This window comes from Streptomyces sp. SCSIO 75703 (assembly GCF_036607905.1).
GTDB lineage: Bacteria > Actinomycetota > Actinomycetes > Streptomycetales > Streptomycetaceae > Streptomyces.
In genome coordinates, this window is record NZ_CP144555.1 from 1,067,908 (window position 1) to 1,094,198 (window position 26,291).

Below are 26,291 nucleotides of genomic sequence, written 5' to 3' on the forward strand. Positions count from 1 at the left end.
CGTGGGCGTGCCCGCCTCCCGTCTCACCGTCCCGGCGGGCCGCCGAACAGGTCGACCGCGTCACGGACCTCGGCCAGGTACGGGAAGAGGGCGCTGACGGAGCCGATGGACCCGGCGACCAGCAGCAGGGAGCGGCGCAGCCGGGCCACCTCCGGCACTCCGTGCGCCGTCATCGCGGCGAGGTCGGCGAGCGCCTCCTCGGCTATGGCGCGGTCCGGGAAGTCGGCCGGCAGGACCGCGAGCCGGCGGCGCAGCCTGGCCACCGCGGCCCGTAGCGCCACCAGGCGCACGTCCTGGTCGTCGGCGGCCGGCCGGCGCCGCCCCACACTGCTTCGCACCACAGCCCTCCCCCTCGCACTCCGTCGTGCGCCCCTACGCAGGGAACGTGTCGAGCGTCCCCGCGGTATGGACCAGGCTCCGGGGACGCCGGTCAGTAAACGCCACCGAGCGCCTCGGGCGCCACCGCCGGGACGGAAATTCAGCCTCCCGAAAGCCGTTGTACGGCAGGGGGTTTGACCGCCGCTCGGGGTATGCAGGAGCCATGACGGAGTACGAATGCCAGGTCGCCGGGGTCCTGCTGGCCGCCGGGGGCGGCCGGCGACTCGGCGGATGGCCGAAGGCCCTGCTCGAACACCGGGGACACCTGCTCGTCGAACACGCGGCCGGTGTCCTGCGCGCCGCCGGATGCGCCCGGGTGCACGTGGTCCTGGGGGCGCGGGCGCCGGAGGTACGGGAGCGGGCGGCGCTGGAGGGGTGCGTCCTCGTGGACAACCCCGACTGGCCGGAGGGCATGGGCTCCTCGCTGCGCGCCGGGCTGGCCTCGCTGGCCTCCACGGGGGCACGGGCGGCGCTGGTCGCGCTGGTGGACCAGCCCGGCATCGGGGCGGAGGCGACGGCGCGCGTGCGAGCCGCGTACCGGGACGAGAGGTCGCTCGCCGCGGCGGCGTACGCGGGCGTGCGCGGGCACCCGGTGCTGCTGGGGGCGGCGCACTGGCAGGGCGTGATCGCCTCCGCGACCGGCGACCGGGGGGCGCGCGGCTACCTGCGCGAGCGGGAAGGGCGGATCACGCTGGTCGAGTGCGGGGACGTGGCACGGCCGTACGACATCGACACCCCCGCCGACCTGGGGCGACTGGAGTGAGGGCGCTCGTCCGGCGCCCCCGTCCGGCGTCCCGCCGCCGCGTCCGCGCCGGCCGTTCCGGGCCCGCGGACTGCCTCGACCCGGAGATTCTCGACATCAACACACCGTTGAGATTCCACGATGAGGAAACTACTATCCACTGAGTAGAAGCACCCGGCCGCTCCCCGGGTGCGGAACATCCCATTCGTCCGCGGTGGCATCCGGTGCCGCCGCTGAAGGAAGTGACCGCTCATGTCCGCACCAGCGCCGTCCCCGCTGGCCCTCGTCGACGCCGAGCCCCTGCCCCGGCAGGAGGAGGTCCTGACCGACGCCGCGCTCGCCTTCGTGGCGGAACTCCACCGGCGGTTCACGCCCCGGCGTGACGAACTCCTGGCCCTTCGCGCGGAGCGCCGCGCCGAGATCGCCCGCACCGCCACCCTGGACTTCCTCCCCGAGACCGCCGCGATCCGCGAGGACGACTCCTGGCGGGTGGCCCCCGCGCCGCCCGCGCTGGAGGACCGCCGGGTCGAGATCACCGGCCCCACCGACCGCAAGATGACCGTCAACGCGCTCAACTCGGGCGCCCGCGTCTGGCTCGCCGACTTCGAGGACGCCTCCGCGCCGACCTGGGAGAACGTGGTCCTGGGCCAGCTCAACCTGAGCGATGCCTACCGCCGGGGCATCGACTTCACGGACGAGCGGACCGGCAAGTCGTACGCGCTGCGCCCGGACGAGGAGCTGGCGACGGTCGTCATGCGCCCGCGCGGCTGGCACCTGGACGAGCGGCACCTGCGGGACGGCGACACGCCGGTGCCCGGTGCCCTCGTCGACTTCGGCCTGTACTTCTTCCACAACGCCCGCCGCCTGATCGAGCTGGGCAAGGGCCCGTACTTCTACCTGCCGAAGACCGAATCGCACCTGGAGGCCCGCCTCTGGAACGACGTCTTCGTCTTCGCCCAGGACCACCTGGGCATCCCGCGGGGCACGGTCCGCGCCACCGTCCTGATCGAGACGATCACGGCCGCTTTCGAGATGGACGAGATCCTCTACGAACTGCGCGAGCACGCCTCGGGGCTGAACGCCGGCCGCTGGGACTACCTCTTCTCGATCGTCAAGAACTTCCGGGACGGCGGCGAGAAGTTCGTGCTGCCGGACCGCAACGCGGTCACCATGACGGCCCCGTTCATGCGCGCCTACACCGAACTCCTCGTGCGCACCTGCCACAGGCGCGGCGCGCACGCCATCGGCGGCATGGCGGCGTTCATCCCCTCCCGCCGGGACGCCGAGGTCAACCGGGTGGCCTTCGAGAAGGTCCGCGCCGACAAGGACCGCGAGGCCGGCGACGGCTTCGACGGCTCCTGGGTCGCCCACCCCGACCTGGTCCCGATCGCCATGGAGTGCTTCGACAAGGTGCTCGGCGACCGGCCCCACCAGAAGGACCGGCTCCGCGAGGACGTCGACGTCACGGCCGCCGACCTGCTCGCCGTCGACTCCCTCGACGCCCGGCCGACCCGCGCCGGGCTGGTCAACGCGGTGCAGGTCGGCATCCGCTACATCGAGGCGTGGCTGCGCGGCCTCGGCGCGGTCGCCATCTTCAACCTCATGGAGGACGCGGCCACCGCGGAGATCTCCCGCTCGCAGATCTGGCAGTGGATCAACGCGGGCGTCGTCCTCGACACCGGCGAGCGGGTCACCGCCGACCTCGCCCGCGAGGTCGCCGCCGGTGAACTGGCGGCCATCCGCGCCGAGGCCGGCGAGGAGGCGTTCGCCGCGGGCCACTGGCAGGAGGCCCACGACCTGCTGCTGACCGTCTCCCTCGACGAGGACTACGCCGACTTCCTGACGGTCCCGGCGTACGAGCGGCTACGGGGCTGAGCCCACCGCTGCGGGGCGGCGCCGGGCCGGGGTCCGGGGCGGCCCGGCCGTACCCGCCCCGGCGTCGGAGGCGTCAGCCCAGGTGGGCCGACCAGTCCGCCTCGGCGGCGGGCCGGCCGTGCAGGTCGGGGACGCGCTGGAGCCAGTCCGGGCGGCCCCGCCGGGTCCGCTCCGCGCGCCGGCCCTCCTCGGCTGCCAGCTCCTCGCGGTCCGGGAACTCGGTGGGCAGCCACTGTGCGGACGCCTTCACCCGGGCGGAGAGGTAGCCGGCGTAGGCCGCGCGCACCTCCTCGGGGCCGGGGAACCCCGGCTCACCGGCCAGCCAGGCGTCGGGCACCTCGGCGAGGACCGCGCGCAGCAGCTCGTCGGTGACCCGGGGGGCCAGCTCGGCGTCGGCGGCCCGGACGTCGGGGGCGCTGTGGCCGAGGGCGTGGTGGCGGAAGTCGTACGCCTTCTCGGGCGCGGACGTGTCCCAGCGGTGGTGGAAGACGAGGGCGGCGCCGTGGTCGATGAGCCACAGCCGCGCGGGGGCGGTGCCGAAGGTGGGCCAGACCATGAGGTTGGAGCTGTGCACGGTGCGGTCCACGTTCACGGTGAGCGCGTCCAGCCAGACGATCCGCCCGGCCTCCTCGGGGCCGACCGGGAACCGCTCGGCGACCTCCGGCGTGTAGTCGGCGGCGCCCGGCAGGTAGTCCATGCCCAGGTTGAGCCCGGCGCTCGCGTCCAACAGTTCCCGCACCTCCTGGTGCGGCTCGTGCGCGGCGATCTCCGGGTCGAACCGGGCGAGGACCAGCTCGGGCACCCGCAGCCCGAGCGCCCGCGCCAGTTCCCCGACGATCACCTCGGCGACCAGCGCCTTGCGCCCCTGCGCGGACCCGGTGAACTTCACGACGTACGTCCCCAGGTCGTCCGCCTCGACGATCCCGGGGACGGAGCCGCCGGAGCGCAGGGGGGCGACGTAGTGGGTCGCGGTGACCTCGGTCAGCATCTTCCCAGGCTCCAAAGTTGTGTCACCTCGCATTCCACGGCCGGCTCCCGTGCGACGCGATGCGGGGGATCTCCCCGATCAGCCCGGGACGGCCTCGGGGACGTCGCGGCCGGCGAGTCGGTCCGCCTGTCCTCCCGGCGGCCCGTCGACGCCGGCGCGTCCCCTGCTTCCCGCCTCCGGCCCGAAGGGAGCATGGTAACCGTGGCGGCCGGCGGGGAACGCCCGGGTCATCGGGCCGATGTCACCGCGCAGTCCTCCGCCTCCGGCATGCCGAGAGGTCGTCCGGCGAGGAGGCCCCGACGTGTCACCGCTTCCCGGGACGCGGCGCCGGGCCGGAACCGGGAGACTTTCTCAACTCGGGTGGTTCGTGCGCGGTCAGCGGTGGTACCGCACCGGTGAAGCGCTCGACCTCGACGAGGCAGGTGTGGGCCGAAGGCCCCTGCGCGAGCTTCGAGGTGGCGAGGTCGGGGGTGAGGACATTGGGGTTTCCGTGCTTGTCGAGCGAGCCGGCCCCACCCGGTGACACCGGGTCGTACCACGCGCCCGTGGGCAGTTGGACGACACCTTGGCGAAGACCTTCGGTGACCTCGACCGCGGCCAGGCACGCGCCCCGCCGGTTGTGGATCCGGACGAGATCCCCGTCGGCGAGGCCCCGCTCGGCCGCGTCCCGCGGATGCAGACGGGCGACTTCCCGCCCTCGGACCTTGCCGGAGAGGCTGTGCGCGCCGTGGTCGAACTGGCTGTGGAGCTTGGTGTCCGGCTGGGTCGAGATCAGGTGGAGGGGGTACTTCCGGGCCAGCGGCGATCCCAGCCACTCCGCCGGTTCCATCCAGCGGGGAAACCCCGGGCAGTCGTCGTACCCGAAGGCGGCGACGGTCTCGGAGAAGAGTTCGATCTTGCCCGAGGGGGTGGTGAGGGGGTGTGCGTCGGGATCGTCCCGGAGTTCCGAGAAGGCCACGGGATGCTCCCACGGCATCGGTACCTCCACCTGACCGGCCTTGCGAAACGTGTCGTAGTCGGGCAGGGCGATACCGCGGGCCGCGCATCTGTCCACCGTGCGGTCGTACAGATGCCGGACCCACTCGGACGCGTCCCGCCCCTCGGTGAATTCCTCCCACGCGCCCAGGCGCCGGGACAGCTCCGCGAAGATCTCGTAGTCGGTGACGACCCCCTCGGGCGCCTCGGCCACCTGGTCCATCGCGGTCAGCCACGGATCGGCCGTGCCGATGGCGAAGTCCTCGCGTTCCAGGGAGGTGGCGACCGGGAAGACGATGTCCGCGTGCTTGGCCATCGCGTTCCAGAACGGTTCGTGCACCACGACGGTCTCGGGCCGCTGCCAGGCGGTGAGCAGGCGGTTCAGGTCCTGGTGGTGGTGGAAGGGGTTCCCACCGGCCCAGTACACGGCCTTGATGTCGGGGTACGGCTGTGTCGTGCCGTTGTAGTCGAAGTGCCGTCCCGGGTGGAGCAGCATGTCACTGATCCGGGCGACGGGGATGAAGGCGGAGACGGGGGGCCGCAGTTGCGGAAGCGAGGCGGCCAGCGAGAACCGGTCGTACAGGTGGGCGTTGTGCATCGAGGAGTATCCGCTGCCGAATCCGCCACCGGGCTTGCCCAGGGAGCCGGCCATCGCCGCCAGCGCGATCCCGGCCCAGTAGGTCATCTCCCCGTGGTGCTGGCGCTGGAGTGACCAGGTCACCGACACGAGCGAGCGCTCCGAGGCGAGCCGGCGCGCCAGGGTGGTGATCGCGGCCTCGTCCGTCCCGCAGATGCCGGCCGCCCAGCGGGCCGTCTTCTCCACTCCGTCGGTCTCACCGCGCAGGTACCTGGCGAAATGCTCGAAGCCGACGCAGCACTTCTCGACGAAGTAGCGGTCGTAGCTGCCTTCCCGCAGGAGTGTGTGAGCCATCCCGAGCATCATGGCGACATCGGTGTTGGGACGCACCGGAAGCCACTCGGCCCGCAGGGAGGGGGCCGAGTCGTCCCTGGAGGGGCTGACGACGACGAACCGCACGCCCGCCCGGGCGCAGGCGTCTTGCTGCCGGGCGTTCAGGTGGGCCCCCACACCCCCCGGATTGACCTGCACGCTGCGCCGGGGCAGGCCCCCGAACGCCACCACGAGCCGGGTGTGTTCCGCGATCTGTGACCACCTGGGGACCGACCGCAGGAACCACTCCCGGTCGCCGACGATGTGCGGCAGCACGACGTCCCCGGCAGCGTGCGAGTACGTGTTCACGGACCGTGTGTAGCCGCCCGTGGCGTTGAGGAACCGGTGGATCTGCGACTGGGCGTGGTGGAAGCGTCCCGCGCTCCCCCAGCCGTACGAGCCGCCGAACACGGCCTCGTCGCCGTATTGGCGGCGCACCCGGTCCAGTTCGCCGGCGACGAGGTCCAGGGCTGTCTCGTGCGTGACCTCCACATACGGGTCCGAGCCCCTTGTGCGGGTCGGGCCGGGTCCGTCCTCCAGCCAGCCCAGACGGACCGCCGGGCGGCGGATGCGGGCGCGGTGCCGCAGGGCTCCCAGGTAGTTCGCGCCCAGGGGTGACGGATCGGGGTCGGCCTCGGCGCCCCGCACGTCGACGACTTCGTCGTCCTCGGCCGTCACGAGGTAGGTGCCCCAATGACTGGCCGTTCGTCCGCGTCGTCGAGTCATGACGTGCCCTGCCTGGTCGGGGACCGGCGCGGCGGTCCGGTCCGGGGAGGTCCGGCACGGTTCGCTCCGGGAGGGTCCCGGGGCGGGGTCGCGGGCTTCGGCCGACGGGGTCACCGTCCCGTACGCCCCCTCTCGCGAGGGGGCGACCTCTGCCCCACCGCACCTGCCGTCGGCGCGGACGGGCGGCGGCCGGTGGGTGCGGGCCGCCGCCCGCGGGCCACGCGCAGCCTACCGCTCGGCGGCGTCCGCGGTGACCGCCGCCGTCGGGTGCGCCTCGGGTGCCGCGGTGGCCGGCCCGGCCGTCTGTCGTGCGTCCAGCAGGGCGGCCGTGTAGAACCCGGGGCTCGTCGTCGCGCAGCCCGCGCAGATGGCCGCGCCTTCGGCCGTCGGGTCGCGGTCCATCTCCCAGGTGGTGTAGTGGCGTTCGCAGGCATGGCACCGGATGCGTGTGTTCCACGCGTCGTCGACCTCGTCGCGCGGGTCACCGCCACGCCTCAGGACGGGGCTGCGCCCCCAGCGCAGCGCCACCGCGTACAGGCCCGAGGCGAGAACGGCCACCAGGAGCAGCGCTCCCTGCACGTACCAGGAGTCCGGGGTGCCGAAATGGATGAGCGCGACACCCACCGAGGAGGGCACGATCCAGGCGAACAGCCCCGGAGACACCCGGCGCAGACGTCCGGGCCGGAACTCCGGCACCCCGTCCCGTTCGCCACGGCCGAGCAGGACGTGGGTCAGGGCGATGGCGACCCAGGCGGCCACGAAGACACCCTGCCAGGCGAGTGCGACCAGCAGGTAGGACAGCACGTCGGTGAGCATGAACAGATAGATGACGACACCGGAGACGAGGACCCAGGTCAGCCGGGGCCAGCGCAGTCTGAACACCAGGGAGCCGAAGGCCTCCAGGTTCGAGGACGCCAGGTAGTAGTTGGCGGAGTTGATCCGGGTCTGGCTGACGATGATCAGCAACAGGCCGGAGAAGCCGAGTGTCTGGAGCACCGCGTCGACGACGCCCGTCTCCGAGGCCGCCTGGTCGGGCAGGACGGCGGACATGAGGAAGATCCCGACGACCCCGTTGACCAGGAAGGTGGCGGCGTAGAAGGCCGGGCCGAAGGTGAACAGCCCGTGGAAGCGGGAGTCCTGCGGTTTGCCGAACCGGGCGAAGTCGATCGTGGACATGATCGTGGCCGCCACACTGAGGAAGATGCAGTAGGCATACAGCCAGCCGGGCAATCCGGAAACCACCTCCGGCGGTGCCACGTGCAGGTACTCGGCCTTGAACCCGTGCCGCACGCCGGCCACCACGACCAGCGCGGCGATGCCCGCCACGTAGAAGGGGAGCAGCCAGCCGTTCAGCTTGTCCAGCCATGCCTGGACCCCGCCGATCGCCAGCGGTACGGCGTAGGCCACGACCAGCGCGTACCACAGCCGCATATCGCTCCCGGGGGCGAACCAGCGCTGGAGCGCGACCGCGATGATCGAGCCCTCGAACACCGCGTAGTAGAGGCACATCGCCGCGAACAGCAGCGGGGCCAGTGCCGCGCCCAGGTAGCCGAACAGACGACGGGACAGCATCGCCACGGTCAGGCCCGTACGCGCGGCGTGCCGGCACAGGATGCTGCCCACGACCCCGAAAGTGGCCGTGGCCAGGAGCATCCCGATGATCGCGTCGGTACTGCCGACCGCCTGGCTCGCCGAGACCGCCACGTAGAGCCAGAACATGGCGCTGAACAGTGACCAGGACGCCATCGGCAGCGAGCGGCGGGTGACCCGCCCGGTCAGGGGAACGATGTGGGAGGAGTAGTCCTCCGACGCCGCGGCCTTGGCGGGATCGGGGTCGTCGAAGGTGCTGACATCGAGGGCCGCACGGGCGCTGCGGGGCACTTCAGGGGCCATGATCGTCCTTCCCTGGACGGGTGGGTTCAGTGCATTCGGTGGGTGTCACGAAATGCCATGGGAGGGGCGGATTCTTGCGTGGATCCGGTGACACACCCTCGGCAGGAAAATCCGAACACTGACGACCCGTGGGGCGCAAGGGGTCGTCCTCGGCCTTTGTCCCGGGCCGGCGAAACCTGGGCGCTCCCGGTCTGCGCCCGGAGGGCGGGCCGGGAGCGCCGCTCCACACCGAGGGCGAGCGCAGTGCCGCGCGCGGTGCGGACGGGGGCGCCGTGCGGCGCCCAGGGCTCAGCCCAGGGTCACGGCCGCCGAGCGGAACTCCTCCAGGGTCCGCCGCGTGCGGTCGGCCGACACCCCGGCGCAGTGCTCCAAGAGGACCGTGGTGGCCAGGCCGAGGCCCCGCGCGTCCAGGGCGGTGGCCCGCACACAATGGTCCGTGGCCAGTCCGACCACGTCCACCGCTCCCACGCGCCGCGCGGTCAGCCACTCCGCGAGTGGCAGCCCGTCCGGGCCGACCCCTCGGAATCCCGAGTAGGCCGCTCCGTACTGGCCCTTGTCGAAGTACGCCTCGAGGCGCGAGGTGTCCAGCAGGGGGTGGAACGCCGCCCCGGGGGTTCCCGCGCGGCAGTGGGGCGGCCAGGTGTCGACGAAGTCGGGGACCGGGCTGAAGTGCGCGCCGGGCTCGATATGCCACTCGCGCGTGGCGACGACGTGGTCGTAGTCGGCGTCCCGCAGGTAGGTGGTCAGACCCTCGGCGACGGCGGCGCCGCCGGCCACCGGTACGGAGCCGCCCTCGCAGAAGTCGTTCTGCACGTCGACGACGATCAGGGCCTTCTTCATGGCAGGTCCTCCTTGGCCGGCCGGATCCGCGGGACCGCGGAACTCCTCGTCACCGCGTTCGAGGGGGGTACCGCGGCCGGCGACAGCAGGGAGTCCAGCGCTGCGCGGAGCACGTCGGCGGCGGGGCCGGGGTTGTCCCAGAACACCATGTGGCCCGCGTCGGGAACCGCGACCAGCCTCGCGTCCGGGTTGGTCTCGCGGGCTTCCTCGGCGCCCGAGGCGGTGACCACGGGACTGTCCGAACCGTAGATCAGGACACTGGGCACCCTCAAGGCGGGCCAGGTGTCGAAGAAGTCCTCGCTCTCGAACCCGGCGTGTGTCGCGGCGATCGCGTCCTCGTCGCAACTGGAGAGCCACCGGGCGCGCAGCTCCTGTTCCGTCCGGGGCCAGCGAGGCCAGTCCCTGGCGACCTCGTCGGCGTCGGTGCCCCGCCGGGCCCGCGCGAGCTGGCCGAGGAACGCCTCCAGGCTCGTCGGGTACGGCCCGCGGCCCGGCCCGCTCATCGGGGGATCGACCATGACCACCCCCCGCGACGGCACGCCCCGGGCCGCGGCCACGGCGGCGACGCGGGCGCCCATCGAGTGCCCGAGCAGCAGCGGGCGGTCGAGGCCCAGCTCGTCGATGACCGCGACGGTGTCGTCCGCGTAGGCCTCCAGCGTGTAGTCCGTCCCGGCGTCCGACAGCCCGCGCCCCCGAACGTCGACGACGACCGGGCGGACGAGGTCGCGCAGGGGGCGTGCGACGAAGTCCATCGTGACGGCGGGGCTGGTGATCCCGGGCAGCACGACCAGGGGGACGCCGGGTCCGCCGTAGTCCAGGACGTGCAGGCGCAGCGCACCGTTGCGCGCCCATCGGCTGACGGCGGGGACGTCGGCGAGATCTGCGAGCGCGTCCTGCCGGACGGCGCGAACGGGTGCGGGGGCAGTGGTCACGCCTTCCCCCCGGTGACGTAGGAGAGGGCGTCCTGCAACTCGATGACATCGCCGTACTTGGCGTTGATGTCGAACAGGTTCGCCTCGTGGGGGCCCTCGGCGCGATCGCCCACACACTGGCGCGGCACCAGGACCGAGAAGCCCGACTGCACCGCGTCGACCGCGGTCGCGCGGATGCAGCCGCTCGTGGTGGCACCGCAGATCAGCACGGTGTCCACCGCCATCGCGGTCAGCAGCGCGGACAGTCCGGTACCGAAGAACGCCGACGCGCCCTTCTTCGTGATCACGTGGTCCTCGTCGGTGAGGGGCAGGCGGGCGTCGAACGCGACGGCGGGAGAGCCGATCTCCATGGAGGCCATGCCCGGGGCCTTCCGCAGCCACACGACGCTCGACCGCTCGGCCGGCGTGTAGGCGATGTTCGTGTACACGACCGGGACCCCGGCCGTCCGGCCCGACTCCACGAGCCGGCCGGTCGCGGCGACGACGTCCGAGAGGTCCGCACCGCTGGGATACTCCGGGTCGGTGAACCCGTTGGTCAGGTCGACGACGATGATCGCCGGCCGCTCGCCACGGTGGACCGGAGCACCGAATCCGGCCCGGGTGTACGTCTGGTCGGTGGGTTCACCGTACTGGCTCATGCAGTTCTCCTGTTGAGGTGATCTCAAGCGAGGGCGCGCGAGGCGAGCGCTGCCACTCGGGGAAGCACCGGGAATCCTCTCCAGGCCCGGACGAGGGCCGTGGAGGCCCGGTGGGCGTGCGCGGTCCGGCGGAAGGGGCCGGCTCCGGGTGGTTCGTCACCCGGCGCGTGTCCGGTGCGCGGGGAGGGCGTCCGGGGAGACCCGCCCACCCCGAGGGGGGTGGAACGGGCAGGGTCGACGGAACTCCTTCCCGCCTGGAGCGGAATCTAGTCCGAACGCTGATGATTAGGCTACACAGCTCCCCGAGCCCGAACAATGCCCTTGGCCACCCGGAAGTTTCCGCCGCCCGGCCTTCGCACTCCGGCCTCGCACCCCGGGGGAAGACGCGTGGTCCACGGCATGCGAACGTTTCGCGCACGGGTCCGACGCCGCGGCGGACGGGCCGGCGCGTGAGCGCCGCTCGGGCCGCGGAGCGGACGGACCCGGACCCGGACCCGCCGCGAACCCGCTTCCGGGCGGCGGGAAGGAAGGAGACCGACGGATGCTGGAAATCGCCGAGGAACTGGACCGGTGGGTTCAGCGAGGCCGGGACTTCGCGGTGGCCACCCTGGTGGCCGTTCAGGGCAGCGCGCCGCACCCGCCGGGCGCCGCCCTCGCGGTGGACGCCGACGGCACCGCCATCGGCTCGGTCTCCGGCGGCTGCGTGGAGGGCGCCGTCTACGAACTGTGCCGGCAGGCGCTGGCCGACGGCGAAACGGTCCTGAAGCGCTTCGGCTACAGCGACGAGGACGCCTTCGAGGCCGGTCTGACATGCGGGGGCGTCATCGACATCGTCGTCACCCCGGTACGGTCCGGCGATCCGGTCCGCGCCCCGGCCGCCTCCGCGCTGGCCGCCGCGGCGCGCGGGGAGGCCGTGGCCCTGGCCCGGATCGTCTCGGGTCCGGCCCGGCTGACGGGCGGGGCCATGCTGATCCGCCCCGACGGCTCCACGGAAGGCGGCTTCGACGGCCCCTCCGGGCTGGATCGCACCGTGGTGGACGAGGCGGCCGCGTTCCTGCGTGCCGGGCACACCGGCACGCGGGAGATCGTCGCGTCCGGCTCGCGCCCCGGCACCCCGGTCACCCTCCTCGTCGAGGCGGTCGCTCCCCCGCCCAGGATGATCGTCTTCGGTGCGATCGACTTCGCCTCGGCGCTCGTGCGCATCGGCAGGTTCCTCGGATTCCACGTCACCCTGTGTGACGCGCGGCCGGTCTTCGCCACCCGGGCACGCTTTCCGGAGGCCGACGAGATCGTCGTCGAGTGGCCGCACGCCTACCTCGCCCGTACCGAGGTCGACGCCCGGACGGTGCTGTGCGTCCTGACCCACGACGCCAAGTTCGACATTCCGCTGCTGGAACTGGCGCTGCGACTCCCGGTGGCCTACGTCGGCGCGATGGGCTCGCACCGCACCCACTTCGACCGCCTTCGCCGGCTGCTGGAGGCCGGCGTGACCCACTCGGAACTGGCCCGCCTGAGGTCTCCGATCGGGCTCGACCTCGGCGCCCGCACGGCCGAGGAGACGGCCCTGTCGATCGCCTCCGAGATCATCGCCGAGCGGCGCGGCGGCAGTGGCGCGCCGCTCGTCGGCGCACGTCTGCCGATCCACCATGACGGCGACGACGCCGCCAGACAGGGGCCCTCCGCCGTACACGGCGAAGCCTGACCGGCGCCCGGCCGCGCGGCGGGCGGTTCGTTCCCCAGGGTTGACTTACCGCTCCCGGTCGGCAATCGTCAGCGTTCGGACTATCCCCCTGGGAGTGACGGAGGTATCCCGCGTCATGGATCAGAACCTGTTCAACGAGATATGCCTGCAACAGCTCACGCTGTCCGGTGTCCACGAGGGCGAGACCGTGGCGGTGCTGACCCGGGGCGCGGAGCGGCTGGAGTACGCCGACGCGTTCCTGTGGGCGGTGCGGAAACTTGGCGCGCAGGGGTTCCACCTGCGGATGCCCGCGCCGTCGTCCGTCTCCGGGGCCTGGGCGGTCGGTGATTCCGGTCTGGCCGGCAACCCGCGCGCGGTGGAGGCGCTCAAGGGCGTCGACATGCTCGTCGACTGCGCCTTCCTGCTCTTCAGCGAGGAGCAGTTCGAGATCCAGGCCGCGGGCACCCGCATCCTCACGGCCGTCGAGCCCGCGCCCCTGCTCGCCCGCCTGATGCCCACGCGCGAGCTGAGGGAGCGCGTCGAGGTCGGTGCCGAGCTGCTGGCCAAGGCGCAGACGATGCGCATCACCAGCCCGCACGGCACCGACGTCACCTACCGCCTCGGCGTCTATCCCACGGTGAGCGAGTACGGCTACACCGACGAGCCCGGCCGCTGGGACCACTGGCCGGCGGCGTTCGTGTTCACCGGTGGCGCCGACGACGGTGTCGACGGGACGATCGTGCTCGCCCCCGGCGATGTGCTGCTGCCGTTCAACACCTATGTGCAGACTCCGGTGAAGCTCACCATCGAACAGGGCTTCATCAGGGACATCCGGGGGCTGGACGGGCACTCCGGCCTGGACGCCGACCTGCTCTCCTCGTACATCAAGTCCTTCGACGACCCCCGCGGCTACGGCATGTCGCACGTCGGCTGGGGGCTGGACGAACGCGCCCACTGGCACGGCCTGACCCAGTTCGGCGGAGGGATGGGCATGGAACTGCGCAGCTTCTACGGCAACGTGATGTTCTCCATCGGCCCGAACAACGAACTCGGCGGCCCCAACGACACCGCCTGCCACTTCGACATCCCGATGCGCGGCTGCTCCCTCCACCTCGACGACGAGCTGATCGTCGACGCCGGCGAGTTGACCGTCCCCGAGATGCGCCCCGCGGCCAAGCCCTGACGGCACGCTCCGGGGGCCTTGCCCGGACGCGTCGTCCCGCCGACGGGGAAGTGACGCGCCGCGGGCAGCGGGGTGAGCGGCAAGGACCCGGACCCCTCCGCCTGGTTTCCCCCCGGGTGCGCCCCACCGGCCCCCGGTTCCCTCCGCCGACCCAGCACAAGGAAAATGGTGTCCCTGATGACCGACCAGTACCGTGACCACCACGTGGGCCTGATCGTCCCGAGCTCCAACCTGACGATGGAGACCGAACTGCCCAGGATGCTGCGCGCCCGGGAGGAGGACGATCCGGCCAACCGATTCGTCTTCCACTCGGCGCGGGCCCGGATGCAGCACGTCACCCCCGAGCAACTGCGCGCGATGAACGCCCAGGCCGAGCGGGCCGCGGTCGAGCTGGCCGACGCGCGCCCGGACGTCGTCGCCACCGCCTGCCTCGTGGCGATCATGGCGCAGGGCCCCGGATACCACTGCACCGCGGAGGAGTCGATCGCCTCGGCGCTGCGGGCCGAGGGGAGCACGGCGCCGGTCGTCTCCAGCGCGGGAGCACTGCTGTCCGGCATCGCCGCCCTCGGCGCCCGACGCGTGGCGATCATCACGCCGTACATGAAGCCCCTCACCCAGGCTGTCGTGGAGTACCTGGAGGACGGGGGCATCGAGGTGGTCGACTCCCTGTCCCTGGAGGTTCCGGACAACCTCGCCGTGGCCCGGCTCGACCCCGCCGACCTCCGCACGCACTACCAGAAGCTCGACCTCGCCCGTGCCGACGCCCTGGTGCTCTCGGCCTGTGTGCAGATGCCCTCGCTGCCCTCGATCCAGGCGGTCGAGGACGAGGCCGGAATCCCGGTGCTGTCCGCGGCCACGGCCACGGCCCACAGGATCCTCACCGAACTCGGCCTGCCGCCCCGGGTGCCCGGCGCGGGAAGCCTGCTGAACGACACCGCGCCGGCCTCGTCCCGGACGGCGCACGCCCACGGTGCGCCGGGCCGGGAGACGGAGGCACCGTGACCGGGGAGAGGGCGCCGCGAGTGCTGCGGGTGAACGCCGTGGCCCATCCCGGTCCCGACGACCCGGCCGCACGCCTGTCGGACCACCTGCGCCGCGGGCTCGGGCTGACCGGGACGAAGGTCGGCTGCGGGACCGGGGACTGCGGGGCCTGCACGGTGATGATCGACGGGCAGCCGGCCTACAGCTGCCTGGTACCCGTCGGCCAGGTCGTCGGGCGCGAGGTCGTCACGGTGGAGGGCCTGGGTGGCTGCACCCGCACCGGGGCGGCGCTGCAGGAGTCGCTGCTGGCTCACCAGGCGGTCCAGTGCGGGTTCTGTCTGCCGGGGATGCTCGTGACGGCCGCGGCGCTGCTCGAGGACGGCGCCGAGGTGACCGCGGAGCGGGTCCGTACGGCGCTCGACGGCGTCCTGTGCCGGTGCACCGGATACCACAAGATCGTCGACGCGGTGACCGCCGTCGCGTCGGGTGCCCCACCGCCCTCCGCCCCCCGCACGGCGAAGGCGGGGAGCGCGGTGGGGTCCCCGTTGCGCCGGCTCGACGGCGCCGCGAAGACGGCCGGGACCGACCTCTTCGCGGCCGACGGGATCCCCCGGGACGCCCTGCTGGCACGGGCGGTCCGGTCCCCTCACGACCGCGCACGGTTCGCACTCGGCGACCTGGCGGCCTATCGCGCCGCGCATCCCGGCCTCGCGCTCGTGCTCACGGCCGCCGATGTTCCCGGGCGGAACCTGCACGGCGTCGCCCCGGCCTTCGCCGACCAGCCGGTCCTCGCCGAGGAGCACACCCGGTTCCGGGGCGAGGCGGTCGCCCTGGTGGTCGGGGAACGCGCCGTCGTCGAGGCACTCGACCTCGACCGCTTCCCGGTGGTCTGGACCCCCCTCGAACCGATCCGCACCGTCGCCGACGGACTGCGCGCCGGGGCGCCGCCGATCCACTCCCACCGGCCGGACAACGTCCTGATCGAGGGCGGCTGCCGGACCGGGGACGCGACGGCGGCCCTCGACGCGTCGCACGTGCTGGTCGAAGGCCGCTTCACCACACAGTTCGTCGAGCACGCCTACCTCGAACCCGAGGCCGGCTGGGCCGTGGCGGAGGGCACGGGCGTCGCGGTGTACTCCTGCACCCAGGCACCGCACGCACACCGCGCGGATCTCGCGCGCATCCTCGCCCTCGACCCCGAGCAGGTGCGTGTGGTGCCCACCGCGGTCGGGGGCGGCTTCGGCGGCAAACTCGATCTGACCACCCAGCCGTTCGTCGCGCTCGCGGCGCTGGCGACGGGACGTCCGGTGGCCATGGTCTACACGCGCGCGGAGTCGATGGCGACGTCGACCAAACGTCACCCTGCCGTGCTGCGTGCCCGGATGGGGGCCACGGCCGACGGCCGGATCACCGGGATCGAGTTCGACGGGGACTACAACACCGGGGCCTACGCCTCCTGGGGCAGCGCGGTCGCGACCCGCGTCCCGATCAGCGCCGCCGGCCCCTACGTGGTGCCCGCCTACCGGGCCCGCACCCGGGCCGTGCACACCAACATCACACCGGCGGGAGCGTTCCGCGGCTTCGGCGTCCCGCAGACGCTGGTCGGCCAGGAGCAGTTGATCGACGAGTTGGCCGACGCGTGCGGCGTGGACCCCCTGGAGTTCCGGATCCGCAACGCGCTGAGGCCCGGCGACACCACGGTCACCGGACAGGTCCTGCGCGACAGCGTCGGCATCGTCGAATGCCTCCAGGCCCTGCGGCCCCGGTGGTCGCGGGCGCGGGCCGCGTGCGTGTCGTTCAACCGGCACGGTGGCAGGTTCCGGCGGGGCGCCGGGATCGCCGCGTTCCTCTACGGCTGCGGCAACACCGCCCTGTCGAACCCGTCCACCATCCGGTTCGGGATCCGGCCCGACGGGACCCCGGTGCTGCACCAGGGCGCCGTGGACGCCGGCCAGGGCGCCAACACCGTGATCCCCCAGATCGCCGCGGACGCGCTGGGCGTGCCGGTCACCTCCCTGGAGATCATCGGCCCGGACACCTCCCGCACCCCCGACTGCGGGCGCACCTCGGCGTCCCGCCAGACGTTCGTCACGGGACGGGCCGCCAAGGACGCCGGCCGGGCGCTGCGCGAACAGATACTCAAGGGCCGCGACATCGCGGCAACCGCCCTCCTGGAACCGGGCGAGGGCACACTGCGCCTGCGCGACGACTTCCGCTGCGTCGATGTCGACCTGCGGTCGCTCCCGCGAGACGAGTTCGGCTACGTGTTCAGGGCGGAGGAGACCTTCGACCCGCCCACCACGACCCTCGACGGCGACGGGCAGGGCTCGCCCTATGCGGTCTACGCGTTCGGCGCCCACCTCGCCGAGGTCCAGGTCGACACCGAGACCGGACAGGTGGAGGTCCGCCGGGTCACCGCGGCCCACGACGTGGGGCGCGCCGTCAACCCCACCCTGCTGGAGGGGCAGTTGGAGGGGGGCATCGCCCAGGGCATCGGCATGGCACTGGTCGAGGACTACGTGCCGGGACAGACCGACAACCTCTACGACTACGAGATTCCCCGCGCGACCCAGATGCCGTCGGTCGAGTCGCTCTTCATCGAGTCGCCGTCGGACCTGGGTCCCTTCGGCGCGAAGGGCATCGGCGAACCGGCCCTGGTCCCCACCCCGGCCGCGGTCCTCAACGCGCTGAGTCACGCGATCGGGGGCCGCGTCCGCAGCACGCCGGCCAGTCCCCGGCGGGTGCTCGCGGCGCTGGCGGATCACGCGGTCGCCGCTTCGGGGGGAGGCCGGTCATGACGCACGGGAATCCCGGCGCCGGACACCCGGCCGCGCGAGGTCCACAGGAGCCCCCCGGCCGGGGCGGTGGCCGCCCCGGCGACACGCCGTCGTACGTCCTGCCCGCCTCGGTCGAGGAGGCGTGCGCCGTGCTCGCCGACGGACGCGGGCTCGTCCTGGCGGGGGCCACCGACCTGCTGGCGCGGGGCGACGCGCCTCTGACCGGCAGGAGCGTGGTCGATGTCACGCGGGTGGCGGGCCTCCGGGGAGTCGTGATCAGCGCGCACACGGTCCGTATCGGCGCGAGCACGACGTGGGGAGCGCTGGAGCGCGCCGAACTGCCTCCCGAACTGTGGGGCCTGCGAGAGGCCGCCGGGCGGGTCGGGAGCGTCCCTGTCCGGACCCGCGGCACCCTGGGCGGAAACCTCTGCACCGCGTCACCGGTCTCCGACGGCATTCCGCCTCTGCTGACGCTGGAGGCCGACGTGGAACTCCGTTCGCGCGCGGGTGTCCGACGGCTTCCGCTGAGCGAGTTCCTCGTCACGAAACACACCACCCGGCTCGGCCCCGGGGAACTGCTCACCGCCGTGATCGTGCGGCGCCCCTCGTCCGCGACCCGGTCGGGCTTCCTCAAGCTCGGCCGTACGACGGGGTCGACGGTGGCCGTCGTCAACGCCGCGCTCCGCGTCGACTGGACGCCGGACGCGAGGGTCGAACGGATCGCCGTGGCGATCGGCGGAGCCGCTCCCCTGCCGGTCCGGCTCACCGCACTCGAGAAGCGTCTCACCGGGGCCGACCGGAACGGTCTGAGCCGTTCCTTGGAGATCGGAGAGGGCGACCTGACCGGGCTGACCCCGCTGTCCGATCACCGGGCGGACGCGGAGTACCGCCGTACGCAAGCCGCCGTGGCCGTGTGCCACCTCCTGACCGCCGCGGTCGGGTGAACCACGCGCCCCCGCGGCTTCGCGGACGCCTTCGCTGATCACAGTCTTCCCCGGCCACCCCCTTCCCCGATAGTCAGTGTTCGGACTATCTTGAGGGTGTCCGGGCGCGCCACCGGGACACCGTCTTCCCGCGTGCCCCGCCTCCCTATCGCCCCACCATGAACATCGCCTCAGGAGAGAACCCATGGCAGCCAGTCAGTCATTCACGGTCACCGTTGTCGGAGGCGGACTCGGAGGTCTGACCACCGCCCTCGCCCTGCGCCGGCGCGGCCTGCGCACAGTCGTGCTGGAGCAGGCGCCACAGCTCGGTGAGGTCGGCGCCGGCATCCAGACGGCGCCCAACGCCAGCCGCATCCTGTTCGGGCTCGGCCTGCGCCACCGCATGGCGGCGATCAAGACCGAACCCCAGGACCAGGTCCGGCGACGCTGGCAGGACGGCAGCATCATCGCCTCGCTGCCCCTGGGTGAGCGGGTCAAGCGCGAATACGGCGCCCCCTACTGGCACTACCACCGGGCGGATCTGCACAGGATCCTGCTCGACGCCTGCGTCGACCCCGGCGGTCCCGGGCCGGTCACCGAGATCCACACGGGGGCGCAGGTCGCCGGCATCGACCGGACCGACGCCACCCGCCCCGTCGCGGTCACCGCCGACGGGCGCCGTTTCGCCGGGGACGTCCTGGTCGGCGCGGACGGCATCCGCTCGGCCGTGCGGGACGCCGCGGGTTTCGACGACACCCTCGAGTTCTCCGGGGAGATGTGCTTCCGCGCGCTGATACCCGGGGACAAGATCGCGGCCGACCCGGCGACCCGGTTCCTGCTCGACCGCTACCACTCCACGATCTGGTACGGGCCGGACCGCCATCTGGTGCACTACTGCATCCGCGGCGGCGAGTTCCTCAACGTGGTCGCCGTGGTGCCCAACACCTTGGACACCAGCGGCGCCTGGACTCTCCCCGCGACCGCGGACGAACTCGTGGCCGCCTTCCCCGGCTGGGACGACCGGGTGGCGGCGATGCTGTCCAAGGCCGAGGGCGACGCCACGAAGTGGGCGCTGTTCCACCGCCGCCGGGACCCGGTGTGGGTCGACGGGCGCATCGCGCTCCTCGGTGACGCCTGCCATGCGATGCTGCCCTACCAGGCCCAGGGCGCCTCGCAGGCCATGGAGGACGCGGCCGTGCTCGCCGAGGAACTGGGCGCGGTCACCCGCGAGGGAATCGACGCCGCCCTCGTGCGCTACGTCTCACGCCGCGCCACACACGCCGGGATGGTGCAGGACGCCTCCCTGGAGAACATGCGCTTCTACCATCTGCCCGACGGCCCCGAGCAGCTTCGGCGCGATCAGCTCCTGCGCGACTTCAACGGCGAGTCCGACGTCTCGTACGACTGGCTGTGGAACGGCACCCCGCTCAACGACCACGACGTCGAGTCACACGCCTACCCGTTCGCCCGCTGAGTCACCTCGCCGCGTCCAGGCGCCGCGCCGTCGCCGTCGCCGTCGCCGTCGCCGGCCACGAAGCCACAGCCCCGCCCTCGCGAGCGGCTGTGGCTTCGGGTTTCGGGTTTCGGGTTTCGGCGGTGACGCCTCCTCGCCCGCCCTCGCCCGAGCCTTCCGAGGGCATCACGGCGATGCCGCGGTGCCGTCTCCGGACACCGGCGTGGTGCGGCCGGGTGACGACCGGCGATCAGCCCAACCGGTCCGGTTGATCACTGCTGTGGTCAACCGGCGCCCCGCCCGGCGCACTCCGAGCCGCCCGGCGTTCAGTCCTCGACCAGGCTTTCCCAGTACTCGGACAACGCGTTGAGCTGCCGCAGAAGCGCCTCTTGCTCCGCTTCCGTACAGCCCTTCATCAAGAGCCGGTCAAGCGCTCTCGCCCGCGCGTACGCGTCCCGCAGCGTCGTCGCGCCGTCGTCCGTGAGATGCAGCAGACGTTTGCGGCCGTCCTCGGCGGGAGTCGACCGCGTGATGAGCCCGCGCGCCTCGAGCCGCCCGACCAGGCTGCCCATGGTCGACCTGTCCAGCGCGACCGCTCGCGCGAGGAAACCCTGCTCCACACCGGGGTAGGCGTCGACAGCCGTCAATACCGCGAACTGGGCGCCGGTCAGCACCGGGTCGACATGGCGCTGCCATGCCGCCACGTACGCGGCATTCAGGCGCCGGGCCACATAGCCGGGTGCGTTGAGCAGATCCGGCGGCGCCGGCAGCTCGGAGCCCCCTGCCGCCTTCCCGCCCGCCCGGCCGTTCCTACCCTTCCCCTCAGTCATGATTCTCATTCCATCACGGATAGCCGGGCACAGGTCCCCGGGTCCGAAGGACGACGCCCCCGAATCCGAGCCGCCCGGCCCGACATATCCCGGAGTCATGGCACATGCCTCCTCCCTCCCGCCCGGCCGCGCGAGCGCGCGGTGCGCGTGAGCGCGCCACGCGCGTGAGATCCGCGGGGGCGGGCGGGTTTCGTCACGGCCCCGCGGATGACGGCCGGGGCGGGTTTCGTCACGCCCCGTGGCAGACGGCGGGACCGGCCGTCATCCGACCCGGGCGGCGATGGCCCGCGCGCACTCCATCGACTCCGCCCGTGTGGTGTCCACCTCCAGGTCGTAGACCACGCCCCGGTGGACCGCTTCGGCCTGGGAGGCGGCCATCCCGACGATCCGGTCGCCGCGTGCGACCTCGCGGCCCGCGGCCACCGCGCCGTCGCACCGGACGCCGACCCACAGCACCCGCAGGTCGCCCAGGGCCTTCCGCCACCGCTGCTGCGAGTCCGCCCCGCCGAGGAAGACCTCGTCGAGGACGACCCGGGCACCCGCACGGGCCATCGCGGCGACCCCCGCGGTCCAGGCCGCCTCCAGCGCCCGGAACTCCGGCCCGACGCTCACCCCTCCGTCGGGGGCGAACGCGATCCCGCCCTCCGACTCCTGCAGGGACGCGGGCATCACGTCGATCAGCGTGTCGGTCCCGAGCGCCAGCCACGGATCCGGCAGCACCGCCTGCAGACACCGGACGATCCCGGACTTCCCGGAGCTGGACCCGCCGTTGAGCACGATCACGTCAGTCTTCACCGCGCCACCGTAGGGCAGCCCCCGCACCCCCGGGAAACGGATTTCCGCGCGAGCCGCGGTGGACGGCATCGAGGGGGAGCCCGCCGAACGCGTCGCCGCCCGGCGGGCGAACGGCGACGCTCCCGCCCCGCACGCCGTACGGGACCTGGTGATCGGCCTGGACGGCCGGCACCTCCGCCGACGGGGTGACTTCGCGTCAGTTTCGATCGCGATGACATCGCAGGTCAGCAGCGACGCCGCAGGCCCCGGCGAGGGTGTCGCCGGTGGTTTCTGCCCTCACCGTGTTTTTAGCTACAGCTAAAGGTGGCATGCTGAGGACAGCGTCGGCAGAAGTCGTCGCCGCGTGAGTTGGGGGTTGATCCATGGGCTTCTTCGCTCGATACGAGGACCGGACCGAGGTGGCGGCCGGCCAGGTGACGCGACAGGCCACGGCCTCTCTGGCCGGTTTGCTGGCCGGGCTGGGCAAGAGCCGTTCGGATCTCGCGAAGGCGATGGGCGTCAGTCCGGGCCGGGTGAGCCAGATCCTGTCGGGCGAAGCCAACCTGACGGTGCGCACGCTCGCCGCCGCGGCGGAGGCGCTCGACGCCGAGGTGCAGATCACCTTCCGTCCGCGGCCCGCGCCCGGCGGGGCCGGCACCCTGGACGGCACGGACTCCACTCCGGTCAGGGACGGTTCGCTCACGTCCCGTCGGTGAGTCCGGCGCCCTCCTCTTTGACCGAAAGACGCCCACCCGCACGGGTTTCAACGGTGCGTCGTGTCCTTCCGGCTCCGCCAACGGTCGAGCCAGGTGGACTGCTCCGGCAGCGCGCGGCAACGGAACACGTCCTCCGACACCGCCTTCGCGCGCAGCGCCTCCAGTTCCCCGTGCTCGCTCCTGCGGCCACGGGTGTAGGCGAAGCGCAGCAGGTGTGAGCAGTGGGCGAGGGCGGTGCCGAACGCCTGGCGGCGGGCGATGACCTCGGCGGGGGTCGGCTGCCGAGGCCCGGCGTCGGTCCGGCGGCACGCCTCGTCGACGCGGGTCTGCACGTCCAGCGCCGCGTCGATGGCCTCCTCGACCTCCGCGTAGATCGCGTTGATCGTCTTCGTGTCGCCGCCGAGCGGGTGACGCTCCAGCAGGTAGAGCTTGAGGTCGTAGACGAAGACGCGCAGTTGGGTGGACGACTCGACGGCGGCGAGGAAGCGGTCCGCCCAGGTGCAGGCGTCCAGGTGGACCCGCTGCTGCAACCGTTCCCGGGCGAGGGCGATGCCCAGGGTCATGAACTTGACGTACGGCTGGACCGTCTCGTCCTGCCTGCGGCGCGGCAACGCGGTCGCGCCGGTCGCCGCGCCCGCGAGGAGCGGCGGGACGGACGCCGCGTGCGGCAACAGCGCCACGGTGCCCACGGCCACCGCCCCCATCAGCGCCAGGACGACGCACACCAGGCCGGCCGACGCCCAACTGCCCAACAGCCGCCCCTTGCCGGAGAACTCCCGGGTCAGCCCCACCCACGCGATCCCGGCGCTCACGAGGGCCGGTAACGCGTAGTCGACCAACCAGGCGTGCTCATACCAACTCACTGGCGGGGCTCCCATGACGTCCACGAACGGGCAGGACCGTCGCCGGCACGCACCGATCCGGCAGACTTCCCCCTCGGCGTGTCACACCGACGCACAGCCCTCTCGCCGCGCACCTGTCACCGGTGGCGGCCGCGAGTGAAGCCGATGATGTCACTCATCGCGGCGCAGTGACGACACTTCCGGCCAGCCGGTGTCGACCGGTCACTTGCTGTCGTCGCCGCCGGTCCCGGCTGCCGTCGGCCCGGTGGCGGCTGCCGTCGGCCCGGTGGCGGCCGGTGTCACCCCGCGTCAGCCCGTGTCGGCCGACCGGAGGGGCCGCAGTGGGAGAACGGGTGGAAGGCGCGGTGGCGGCCGGCGAAATCCCGGTACGCGGCCCCGCCCTCCGCGGGGACGTCGCACGAGGACGGGCGGCACGTGGGCACCGTCCCGGGTCACCGTGCCCTCCTCGACCCCTGGGCCGGAGCCCGGCACGAGCCGGTCCACGGCGCCGCCGCGGGTGGCCGCGGGTCACGGACGGGGCAGCGCCGGCTCCGCCTGCGCCCGCACGCTCCCGTGACCGGCTCGCCGGAAGACCACCCGGCGACCGGGCCGTCCCGTCGGCCGTTCACCCGGATGGCGTGGTGGGCGGGTCGGGGGGAGGGGAAGGGGGGCCGGGGTGGCCAGACTGGGCGGTGTGAAGCACGCTCGTTCCGAGGACCGTGGCGAGGAGAACGACCCGGGGTCCGCCGCGCCCAGCCCCACCGACGCCCTGCCCGGTCTCGACGAGGAGCAGTTGCGGGTGCTGCGCGAGGTCGGCCGGCAGTGGTACCGGGCCGCGCCGGGGTCCGAGGCGGCGAACCGGGCGCTGCCCGTGGACCCGGACGCGGGGACGTTCCCGTCGGCGGCGGCCGTCCGCCCCACCCGGTACAGCCGGCTGACGCACGTCGGGTTCCTCGGCGCGCACGTCGCGGCGCCGGACGCGGACGGCGCCGACGAACTGGCCCGCCCGGGGATCGGCCGCTTCGGGTGGCGTGCGCGCCGGGTGGCGCTCGGTTCGCCGCTGAAGAGCACCGCCGTCGTCCGGGAGAGCATGCGCAAGCTGGTGGCGCTGCCGGTGCTGTCGGCCGACGCCCTGTCCTCGGTGGCCTACGGGCCCGAGGCGATGCTCGCGGTGCTCGTGCTCGCGGGCGCGGCCGGGCTGTCGTACTCCCTGCCGATCGCCGTCACCATCGCCTTCCTGATGCTGGTGGTGGGCCTGTCGTACCGCCAGACGATCCGCGCCTACCCGCACGGGGGCGGCTCGTACATCGTCGCCGGGGACAATCTGGGCCTGCTGCCCGGACTGGCGGCGGCGGGGGGCCTGCTGATCGACTACGTCCTCACGGTCGCGGTCTCGATCGCCTCCGGCATCGCGGCGATCACCTCGGCGATCCCCTCGCTGGCGCCGGCGGCGGTCCCCCTGGGGCTGGCCGTGATGGCGCTGCTGTTCGTCGGAAACCTGCGCGGCGTCCGGCAGGCCGGCGTCCTGTTCTCGGCGCCGACCTACGCCTTCGTCCTGGCCATGTTCGCGCTGATCGCCGGCAGTCTGGTGGACGCCGCCGGGGACGGCTTCGCGGCGCGCGCGACCCCTCCCACGCCCGCCACCGAGGGTCTCGGGGTGCTGCTCGTGATGCGCGCCTTCGCCTCCGGGGCCACGGCCATGACCGGCATCGAGGCGATCTCCAACGCCGTCCCGGCCTTCCGGCCCGTCCGGTGGCGCAACGCGCGCACCACCCTCACCTGGATGACGGGACTGCTCGTCACCCTGTTCGCCGGTGTGGTCGCCATCGTCCACCTGCGCGGCATCGTCCCCCGCACCGGTGAGACGGTCCTGTCCCAGCTCGCCCACCTGACCTTCGGCTCCGGCCCGCTCTACGTGTTCGTGCAGGCCGCCACCGCGGCGGTACTCCTCCTCGCGGCGAACACCGCCTACAACGACTTCCCCCGGGTGCTGTTCCTGCTCGCCCGCAACGGCCACGCCCCCCGCGTCTTCCTCCGCCAGGGCGACCGCCTGGCGTTCAGCAACGGCATCGCCCTGCTGTCGGCGGCCGCCGCCCTGGTCTTCGTGGCGTTCGCCGGGAAGACCAACGCGCTGATCCCGCTGTACGCCGTGGGCGTCTTCCTCGCCTTCAGCCTGTCGCAGGCCGGCATGGTGGTGCACTGGCGTCGCGTCCGCACCCGGCACTGGCGCAAGAGCCTCGCCTTCAACGCCACGGGGGCGGTGCTCTCCGTCCTCGTCCTGATCACGGCCGCCATCACCAAGTTCGCGGCGGGCGCGTGGGTCGCCCTCGTGGCCATCGGCCTGTTCTTCCTGCTGGCCACCCGCATCCGCCACCACTACCGGACGGTCGGCGCGGCGCTCCGGCTGCGCCCTGAGGCCGTCGAGGCGGCCGCTGCTCCGGGCATCGCCCCCGTGCCGCCGGCGCCGGCGCCCGTGTCCGCCCGGCCGGAAGCCGTGCGGCCCGACGGCCGAGGGGGCGAGGGGGAGGCGGAGGAGACGCCCGAGTCCTTCCACCACCTCGCCGTCGTCACCCTGGCCGCCCTGGACCTCGCCGGTCTGCGCGCCCTCGCCTACGCCGCGTCGGTCCGCCAGCCGACCCTCGCCGTGCACATCAGCCCCAGCGAGGAGGAGGCCCAACGCTTCCGGGACCACTGGGACCAGTGGGGCGACCACGTGCCGCTGCACGTCGTCCTCTCCCCGTACCGCGCGATCGTCGCGCCGCTCATCCACTACATCGAGGCGCTGCACCGCCAGAACCCCGGCCTGACCATCACGGTGATCGTCCCGGAGATCGTCACCCGGCGGCTGCGCCACCGGCTCCTGCACAGCAAGGACGCCGCCCGCCTGCGCCGCGCGCTGCGGCCGCTGCCCGGGATCGTCGTCACGAGCGTCCCCTTCCACGTCCCCTGACCCGCCGTCACGGCGGGCCGGCGGGGAGGAGAGGGGCGGGGCGCCGCGCCCCGCGGGGACGGCGCGGGGCGCGGGGGCCGGGTGTGGGGAGGTCACCGGCCGGAGGGCGCCGGGGCGGGCGCCCTCCGAGCGGTGGCCTCCCCGGTCACGGGGTGCCGGACGGCCGCCGGGACACGGCGGCGCCGGCCATCGGGGGCGGGGAGGCCCGGGTGATCGGGTGGTGTACCCACCGTGGGTCATGGCGG

General features: G+C 73.1%; 21 protein-coding genes. 11 read left to right on the forward strand and 10 right to left on the reverse strand.

The genetic code is table 11. From position 1 onward, the window contains the following. Nucleotides 1–23: 23 nt before the first annotated feature. Entirely contained in the window at nucleotides 24–338 is a 315-nt protein-coding gene (locus VM636_RS04545) for a DUF5955 family protein (RefSeq protein WP_051821442.1), read from the reverse strand. Nucleotides 339–541: 203 nt separating this feature from the next. On the opposite strand from VM636_RS04545, the gene VM636_RS04550 reads away from it, so the two are divergent. Together VM636_RS04550 and aceB are read left to right on the forward strand one after the other, a co-directional pair. Beyond that, nucleotides 542–1,141 (forward strand): nucleotidyltransferase family protein, encoded by a 600-nt coding sequence (locus tag VM636_RS04550; RefSeq protein ID WP_030421486.1) that lies wholly within the window; start codon nucleotides 542–544, stop codon nucleotides 1,139–1,141. Between the two features lie 231 nt (nucleotides 1,142–1,372). Beyond that, a complete protein-coding gene (aceB, locus tag VM636_RS04555) occupies nucleotides 1,373–2,995 on the forward strand; it encodes a malate synthase A (RefSeq protein ID WP_053913853.1) in 1,623 nt (540 codons plus the stop codon). 73 nt (nucleotides 2,996–3,068) lie between these two features. On the opposite strand, the gene VM636_RS04560 is transcribed toward aceB, so the two are convergent. The 6 genes from VM636_RS04560 to VM636_RS04585 all read right to left on the reverse strand — a co-directional run bounded on the left by VM636_RS04560 (nucleotide 3,069) and on the right by VM636_RS04585 (nucleotide 10,936). Continuing rightward, complete coding sequence (locus tag VM636_RS04560) at nucleotides 3,069–3,983, reverse strand: HipA family kinase (protein WP_030421488.1); 915 nt, start codon at nucleotides 3,981–3,983, stop codon at nucleotides 3,069–3,071. A gap of 304 nt (nucleotides 3,984–4,287) precedes the next feature. Beyond that, nucleotides 4,288–6,633: a molybdopterin-dependent oxidoreductase gene (locus VM636_RS04565; protein ID WP_338483446.1), complete on the reverse strand. Its 2,346-nt coding sequence runs from the start codon at nucleotides 6,631–6,633 to the stop codon at nucleotides 4,288–4,290. A 228-nt stretch (nucleotides 6,634–6,861) separates the two neighbouring features. Further along, nucleotides 6,862–8,526 carry a cytosine permease gene (locus tag VM636_RS04570; RefSeq protein WP_338483449.1) on the reverse strand — a complete coding sequence of 555 codons (1,665 nt, stop codon included), beginning with the start codon at nucleotides 8,524–8,526 and terminating at the stop codon, nucleotides 6,862–6,864. A gap of 288 nt (nucleotides 8,527–8,814) precedes the next feature. Further along, the gene (locus VM636_RS04575; protein ID WP_030421491.1) at nucleotides 8,815–9,366 is read right to left on the reverse strand and encodes an isochorismatase family protein; all 552 of its coding nucleotides are present in this window, start codon (nucleotides 9,364–9,366) and stop codon (nucleotides 8,815–8,817) included. Beyond that, nucleotides 9,363–10,298 carry an alpha/beta hydrolase gene (locus VM636_RS04580; RefSeq protein WP_078856065.1) on the reverse strand — a complete coding sequence of 312 codons (936 nt, stop codon included), beginning with the start codon at nucleotides 10,296–10,298 and terminating at the stop codon, nucleotides 9,363–9,365. The genes VM636_RS04575 and VM636_RS04580 overlap by 4 nt, the downstream gene beginning before the upstream one ends. Beyond that, nucleotides 10,295–10,936 (reverse strand): isochorismatase family protein, encoded by a 642-nt coding sequence (locus VM636_RS04585; RefSeq protein WP_338483454.1) that lies wholly within the window; start codon nucleotides 10,934–10,936, stop codon nucleotides 10,295–10,297. The genes VM636_RS04580 and VM636_RS04585 overlap by 4 nt, the downstream gene beginning before the upstream one ends. Before the next feature lie 541 nt (nucleotides 10,937–11,477). Between VM636_RS04585 and VM636_RS04590 the strand changes: the two genes are divergently transcribed. The 6 genes from VM636_RS04590 to VM636_RS04615 all read left to right on the forward strand — a co-directional run bounded on the left by VM636_RS04590 (nucleotide 11,478) and on the right by VM636_RS04615 (nucleotide 19,955). After that, complete coding sequence (locus tag VM636_RS04590) at nucleotides 11,478–12,638, forward strand: XdhC/CoxI family protein (protein WP_051821439.1); 1,161 nt, start codon at nucleotides 11,478–11,480, stop codon at nucleotides 12,636–12,638. A gap of 115 nt (nucleotides 12,639–12,753) precedes the next feature. Next, a complete protein-coding gene (locus VM636_RS04595; RefSeq protein WP_030421495.1) occupies nucleotides 12,754–13,800 on the forward strand; it encodes a leucyl aminopeptidase in 1,047 nt (348 codons plus the stop codon). Nucleotides 13,801–13,977: 177 nt separating this feature from the next. Beyond that, the gene (locus tag VM636_RS04600; RefSeq protein ID WP_030421496.1) at nucleotides 13,978–14,802 is read left to right on the forward strand and encodes an aspartate/glutamate racemase family protein; all 825 of its coding nucleotides are present in this window, start codon (nucleotides 13,978–13,980) and stop codon (nucleotides 14,800–14,802) included. Then, nucleotides 14,799–17,579, forward strand: a complete 2,781-nt coding sequence (locus VM636_RS04605; protein ID WP_338483460.1) for a molybdopterin cofactor-binding domain-containing protein — start codon at nucleotides 14,799–14,801, stop codon at nucleotides 17,577–17,579. The genes VM636_RS04600 and VM636_RS04605 overlap by 4 nt, the downstream gene beginning before the upstream one ends. Then, a complete protein-coding gene (locus VM636_RS04610) occupies nucleotides 17,576–18,502 on the forward strand; it encodes an FAD binding domain-containing protein (RefSeq protein ID WP_338483462.1) in 927 nt (308 codons plus the stop codon). The genes VM636_RS04605 and VM636_RS04610 overlap by 4 nt, the downstream gene beginning before the upstream one ends. A 184-nt stretch (nucleotides 18,503–18,686) precedes the next feature. Further along, on the forward strand, nucleotides 18,687–19,955 hold the full coding sequence (locus VM636_RS04615; RefSeq protein ID WP_030421499.1) for an FAD-dependent monooxygenase: 1,269 nt from the start codon (nucleotides 18,687–18,689) through the stop codon (nucleotides 19,953–19,955). 305 nt (nucleotides 19,956–20,260) lie between these two features. On the opposite strand, the gene VM636_RS04620 is transcribed toward VM636_RS04615, so the two are convergent. Both VM636_RS04620 and cpt read right to left on the reverse strand, forming a co-directional pair. After that, the gene (locus VM636_RS04620; RefSeq protein WP_030421500.1) at nucleotides 20,261–20,764 is read right to left on the reverse strand and encodes a MarR family transcriptional regulator; all 504 of its coding nucleotides are present in this window, start codon (nucleotides 20,762–20,764) and stop codon (nucleotides 20,261–20,263) included. Between the two features lie 261 nt (nucleotides 20,765–21,025). Continuing rightward, nucleotides 21,026–21,559, reverse strand: coding sequence for a chloramphenicol phosphotransferase CPT (gene cpt / locus VM636_RS04625; RefSeq protein WP_338483466.1), 534 nt, complete (start codon nucleotides 21,557–21,559; stop codon nucleotides 21,026–21,028). 58 nt (nucleotides 21,560–21,617) lie between these two features. Between cpt and VM636_RS04630 the strand changes: the two genes are divergently transcribed. Then, nucleotides 21,618–21,860, forward strand: coding sequence for a hypothetical protein (locus tag VM636_RS04630; RefSeq protein WP_338483468.1), 243 nt, complete (start codon nucleotides 21,618–21,620; stop codon nucleotides 21,858–21,860). A 61-nt stretch (nucleotides 21,861–21,921) separates the two neighbouring features. Further along, the gene (locus VM636_RS04635) at nucleotides 21,922–22,254 is read left to right on the forward strand and encodes a helix-turn-helix transcriptional regulator (protein WP_051821441.1); all 333 of its coding nucleotides are present in this window, start codon (nucleotides 21,922–21,924) and stop codon (nucleotides 22,252–22,254) included. Nucleotides 22,255–22,301: 47 nt separating this feature from the next. On the opposite strand, the gene VM636_RS04640 is transcribed toward VM636_RS04635, so the two are convergent. Then, the gene (locus VM636_RS04640) at nucleotides 22,302–23,117 is read right to left on the reverse strand and encodes a hypothetical protein (RefSeq protein WP_158786477.1); all 816 of its coding nucleotides are present in this window, start codon (nucleotides 23,115–23,117) and stop codon (nucleotides 22,302–22,304) included. Nucleotides 23,118–24,186: 1,069 nt separating this feature from the next. On the opposite strand from VM636_RS04640, the gene VM636_RS04645 reads away from it, so the two are divergent. Continuing rightward, nucleotides 24,187–26,046: an APC family permease gene (locus VM636_RS04645; RefSeq protein ID WP_234340430.1), complete on the forward strand. Its 1,860-nt coding sequence runs from the start codon at nucleotides 24,187–24,189 to the stop codon at nucleotides 26,044–26,046. Nucleotides 26,047–26,291: the final 245 nt, after the last annotated feature.

What these genes read in the sequence shown, in the direction of transcription:
- VM636_RS04560 (WP_030421488.1), bottom strand. Translation starts at nt 3,983, where the DNA reads ATGCTGACCGAGGTCACCGCGACCCACTACGTCGCCCCCCTGCGCTCC.
- VM636_RS04635 (WP_051821441.1), top strand. Translation starts at nt 21,922, where the DNA reads ATGGGCTTCTTCGCTCGATACGAGGACCGGACCGAGGTGGCGGCCGGC.
- VM636_RS04620 (WP_030421500.1), bottom strand. Translation starts at nt 20,764, where the DNA reads ATGACTGAGGGGAAGGGTAGGAACGGCCGGGCGGGCGGGAAGGCGGCA.
- VM636_RS04585 (WP_338483454.1), bottom strand. Translation starts at nt 10,936, where the DNA reads ATGAGCCAGTACGGTGAACCCACCGACCAGACGTACACCCGGGCCGGA.
- VM636_RS04570 (WP_338483449.1), bottom strand. Translation starts at nt 8,526, where the DNA reads ATGGCCCCTGAAGTGCCCCGCAGCGCCCGTGCGGCCCTCGATGTCAGC.
- VM636_RS04600 (WP_030421496.1), top strand. Translation starts at nt 13,978, where the DNA reads ATGACCGACCAGTACCGTGACCACCACGTGGGCCTGATCGTCCCGAGC.
- aceB (WP_053913853.1), top strand. Translation starts at nt 1,373, where the DNA reads ATGTCCGCACCAGCGCCGTCCCCGCTGGCCCTCGTCGACGCCGAGCCC.
- VM636_RS04550 (WP_030421486.1), top strand. Translation starts at nt 542, where the DNA reads ATGACGGAGTACGAATGCCAGGTCGCCGGGGTCCTGCTGGCCGCCGGG.
- VM636_RS04610 (WP_338483462.1), top strand. Translation starts at nt 17,576, where the DNA reads ATGACGCACGGGAATCCCGGCGCCGGACACCCGGCCGCGCGAGGTCCA.
- VM636_RS04575 (WP_030421491.1), bottom strand. Translation starts at nt 9,366, where the DNA reads ATGAAGAAGGCCCTGATCGTCGTCGACGTGCAGAACGACTTCTGCGAG.
- VM636_RS04565 (WP_338483446.1), bottom strand. Translation starts at nt 6,633, where the DNA reads ATGACTCGACGACGCGGACGAACGGCCAGTCATTGGGGCACCTACCTC.
- VM636_RS04615 (WP_030421499.1), top strand. Translation starts at nt 18,687, where the DNA reads ATGGCAGCCAGTCAGTCATTCACGGTCACCGTTGTCGGAGGCGGACTC.
- VM636_RS04645 (WP_234340430.1), top strand. Translation starts at nt 24,187, where the DNA reads ATGCGCAAGCTGGTGGCGCTGCCGGTGCTGTCGGCCGACGCCCTGTCC.
- VM636_RS04590 (WP_051821439.1), top strand. Translation starts at nt 11,478, where the DNA reads ATGCTGGAAATCGCCGAGGAACTGGACCGGTGGGTTCAGCGAGGCCGG.
- VM636_RS04595 (WP_030421495.1), top strand. Translation starts at nt 12,754, where the DNA reads ATGGATCAGAACCTGTTCAACGAGATATGCCTGCAACAGCTCACGCTG.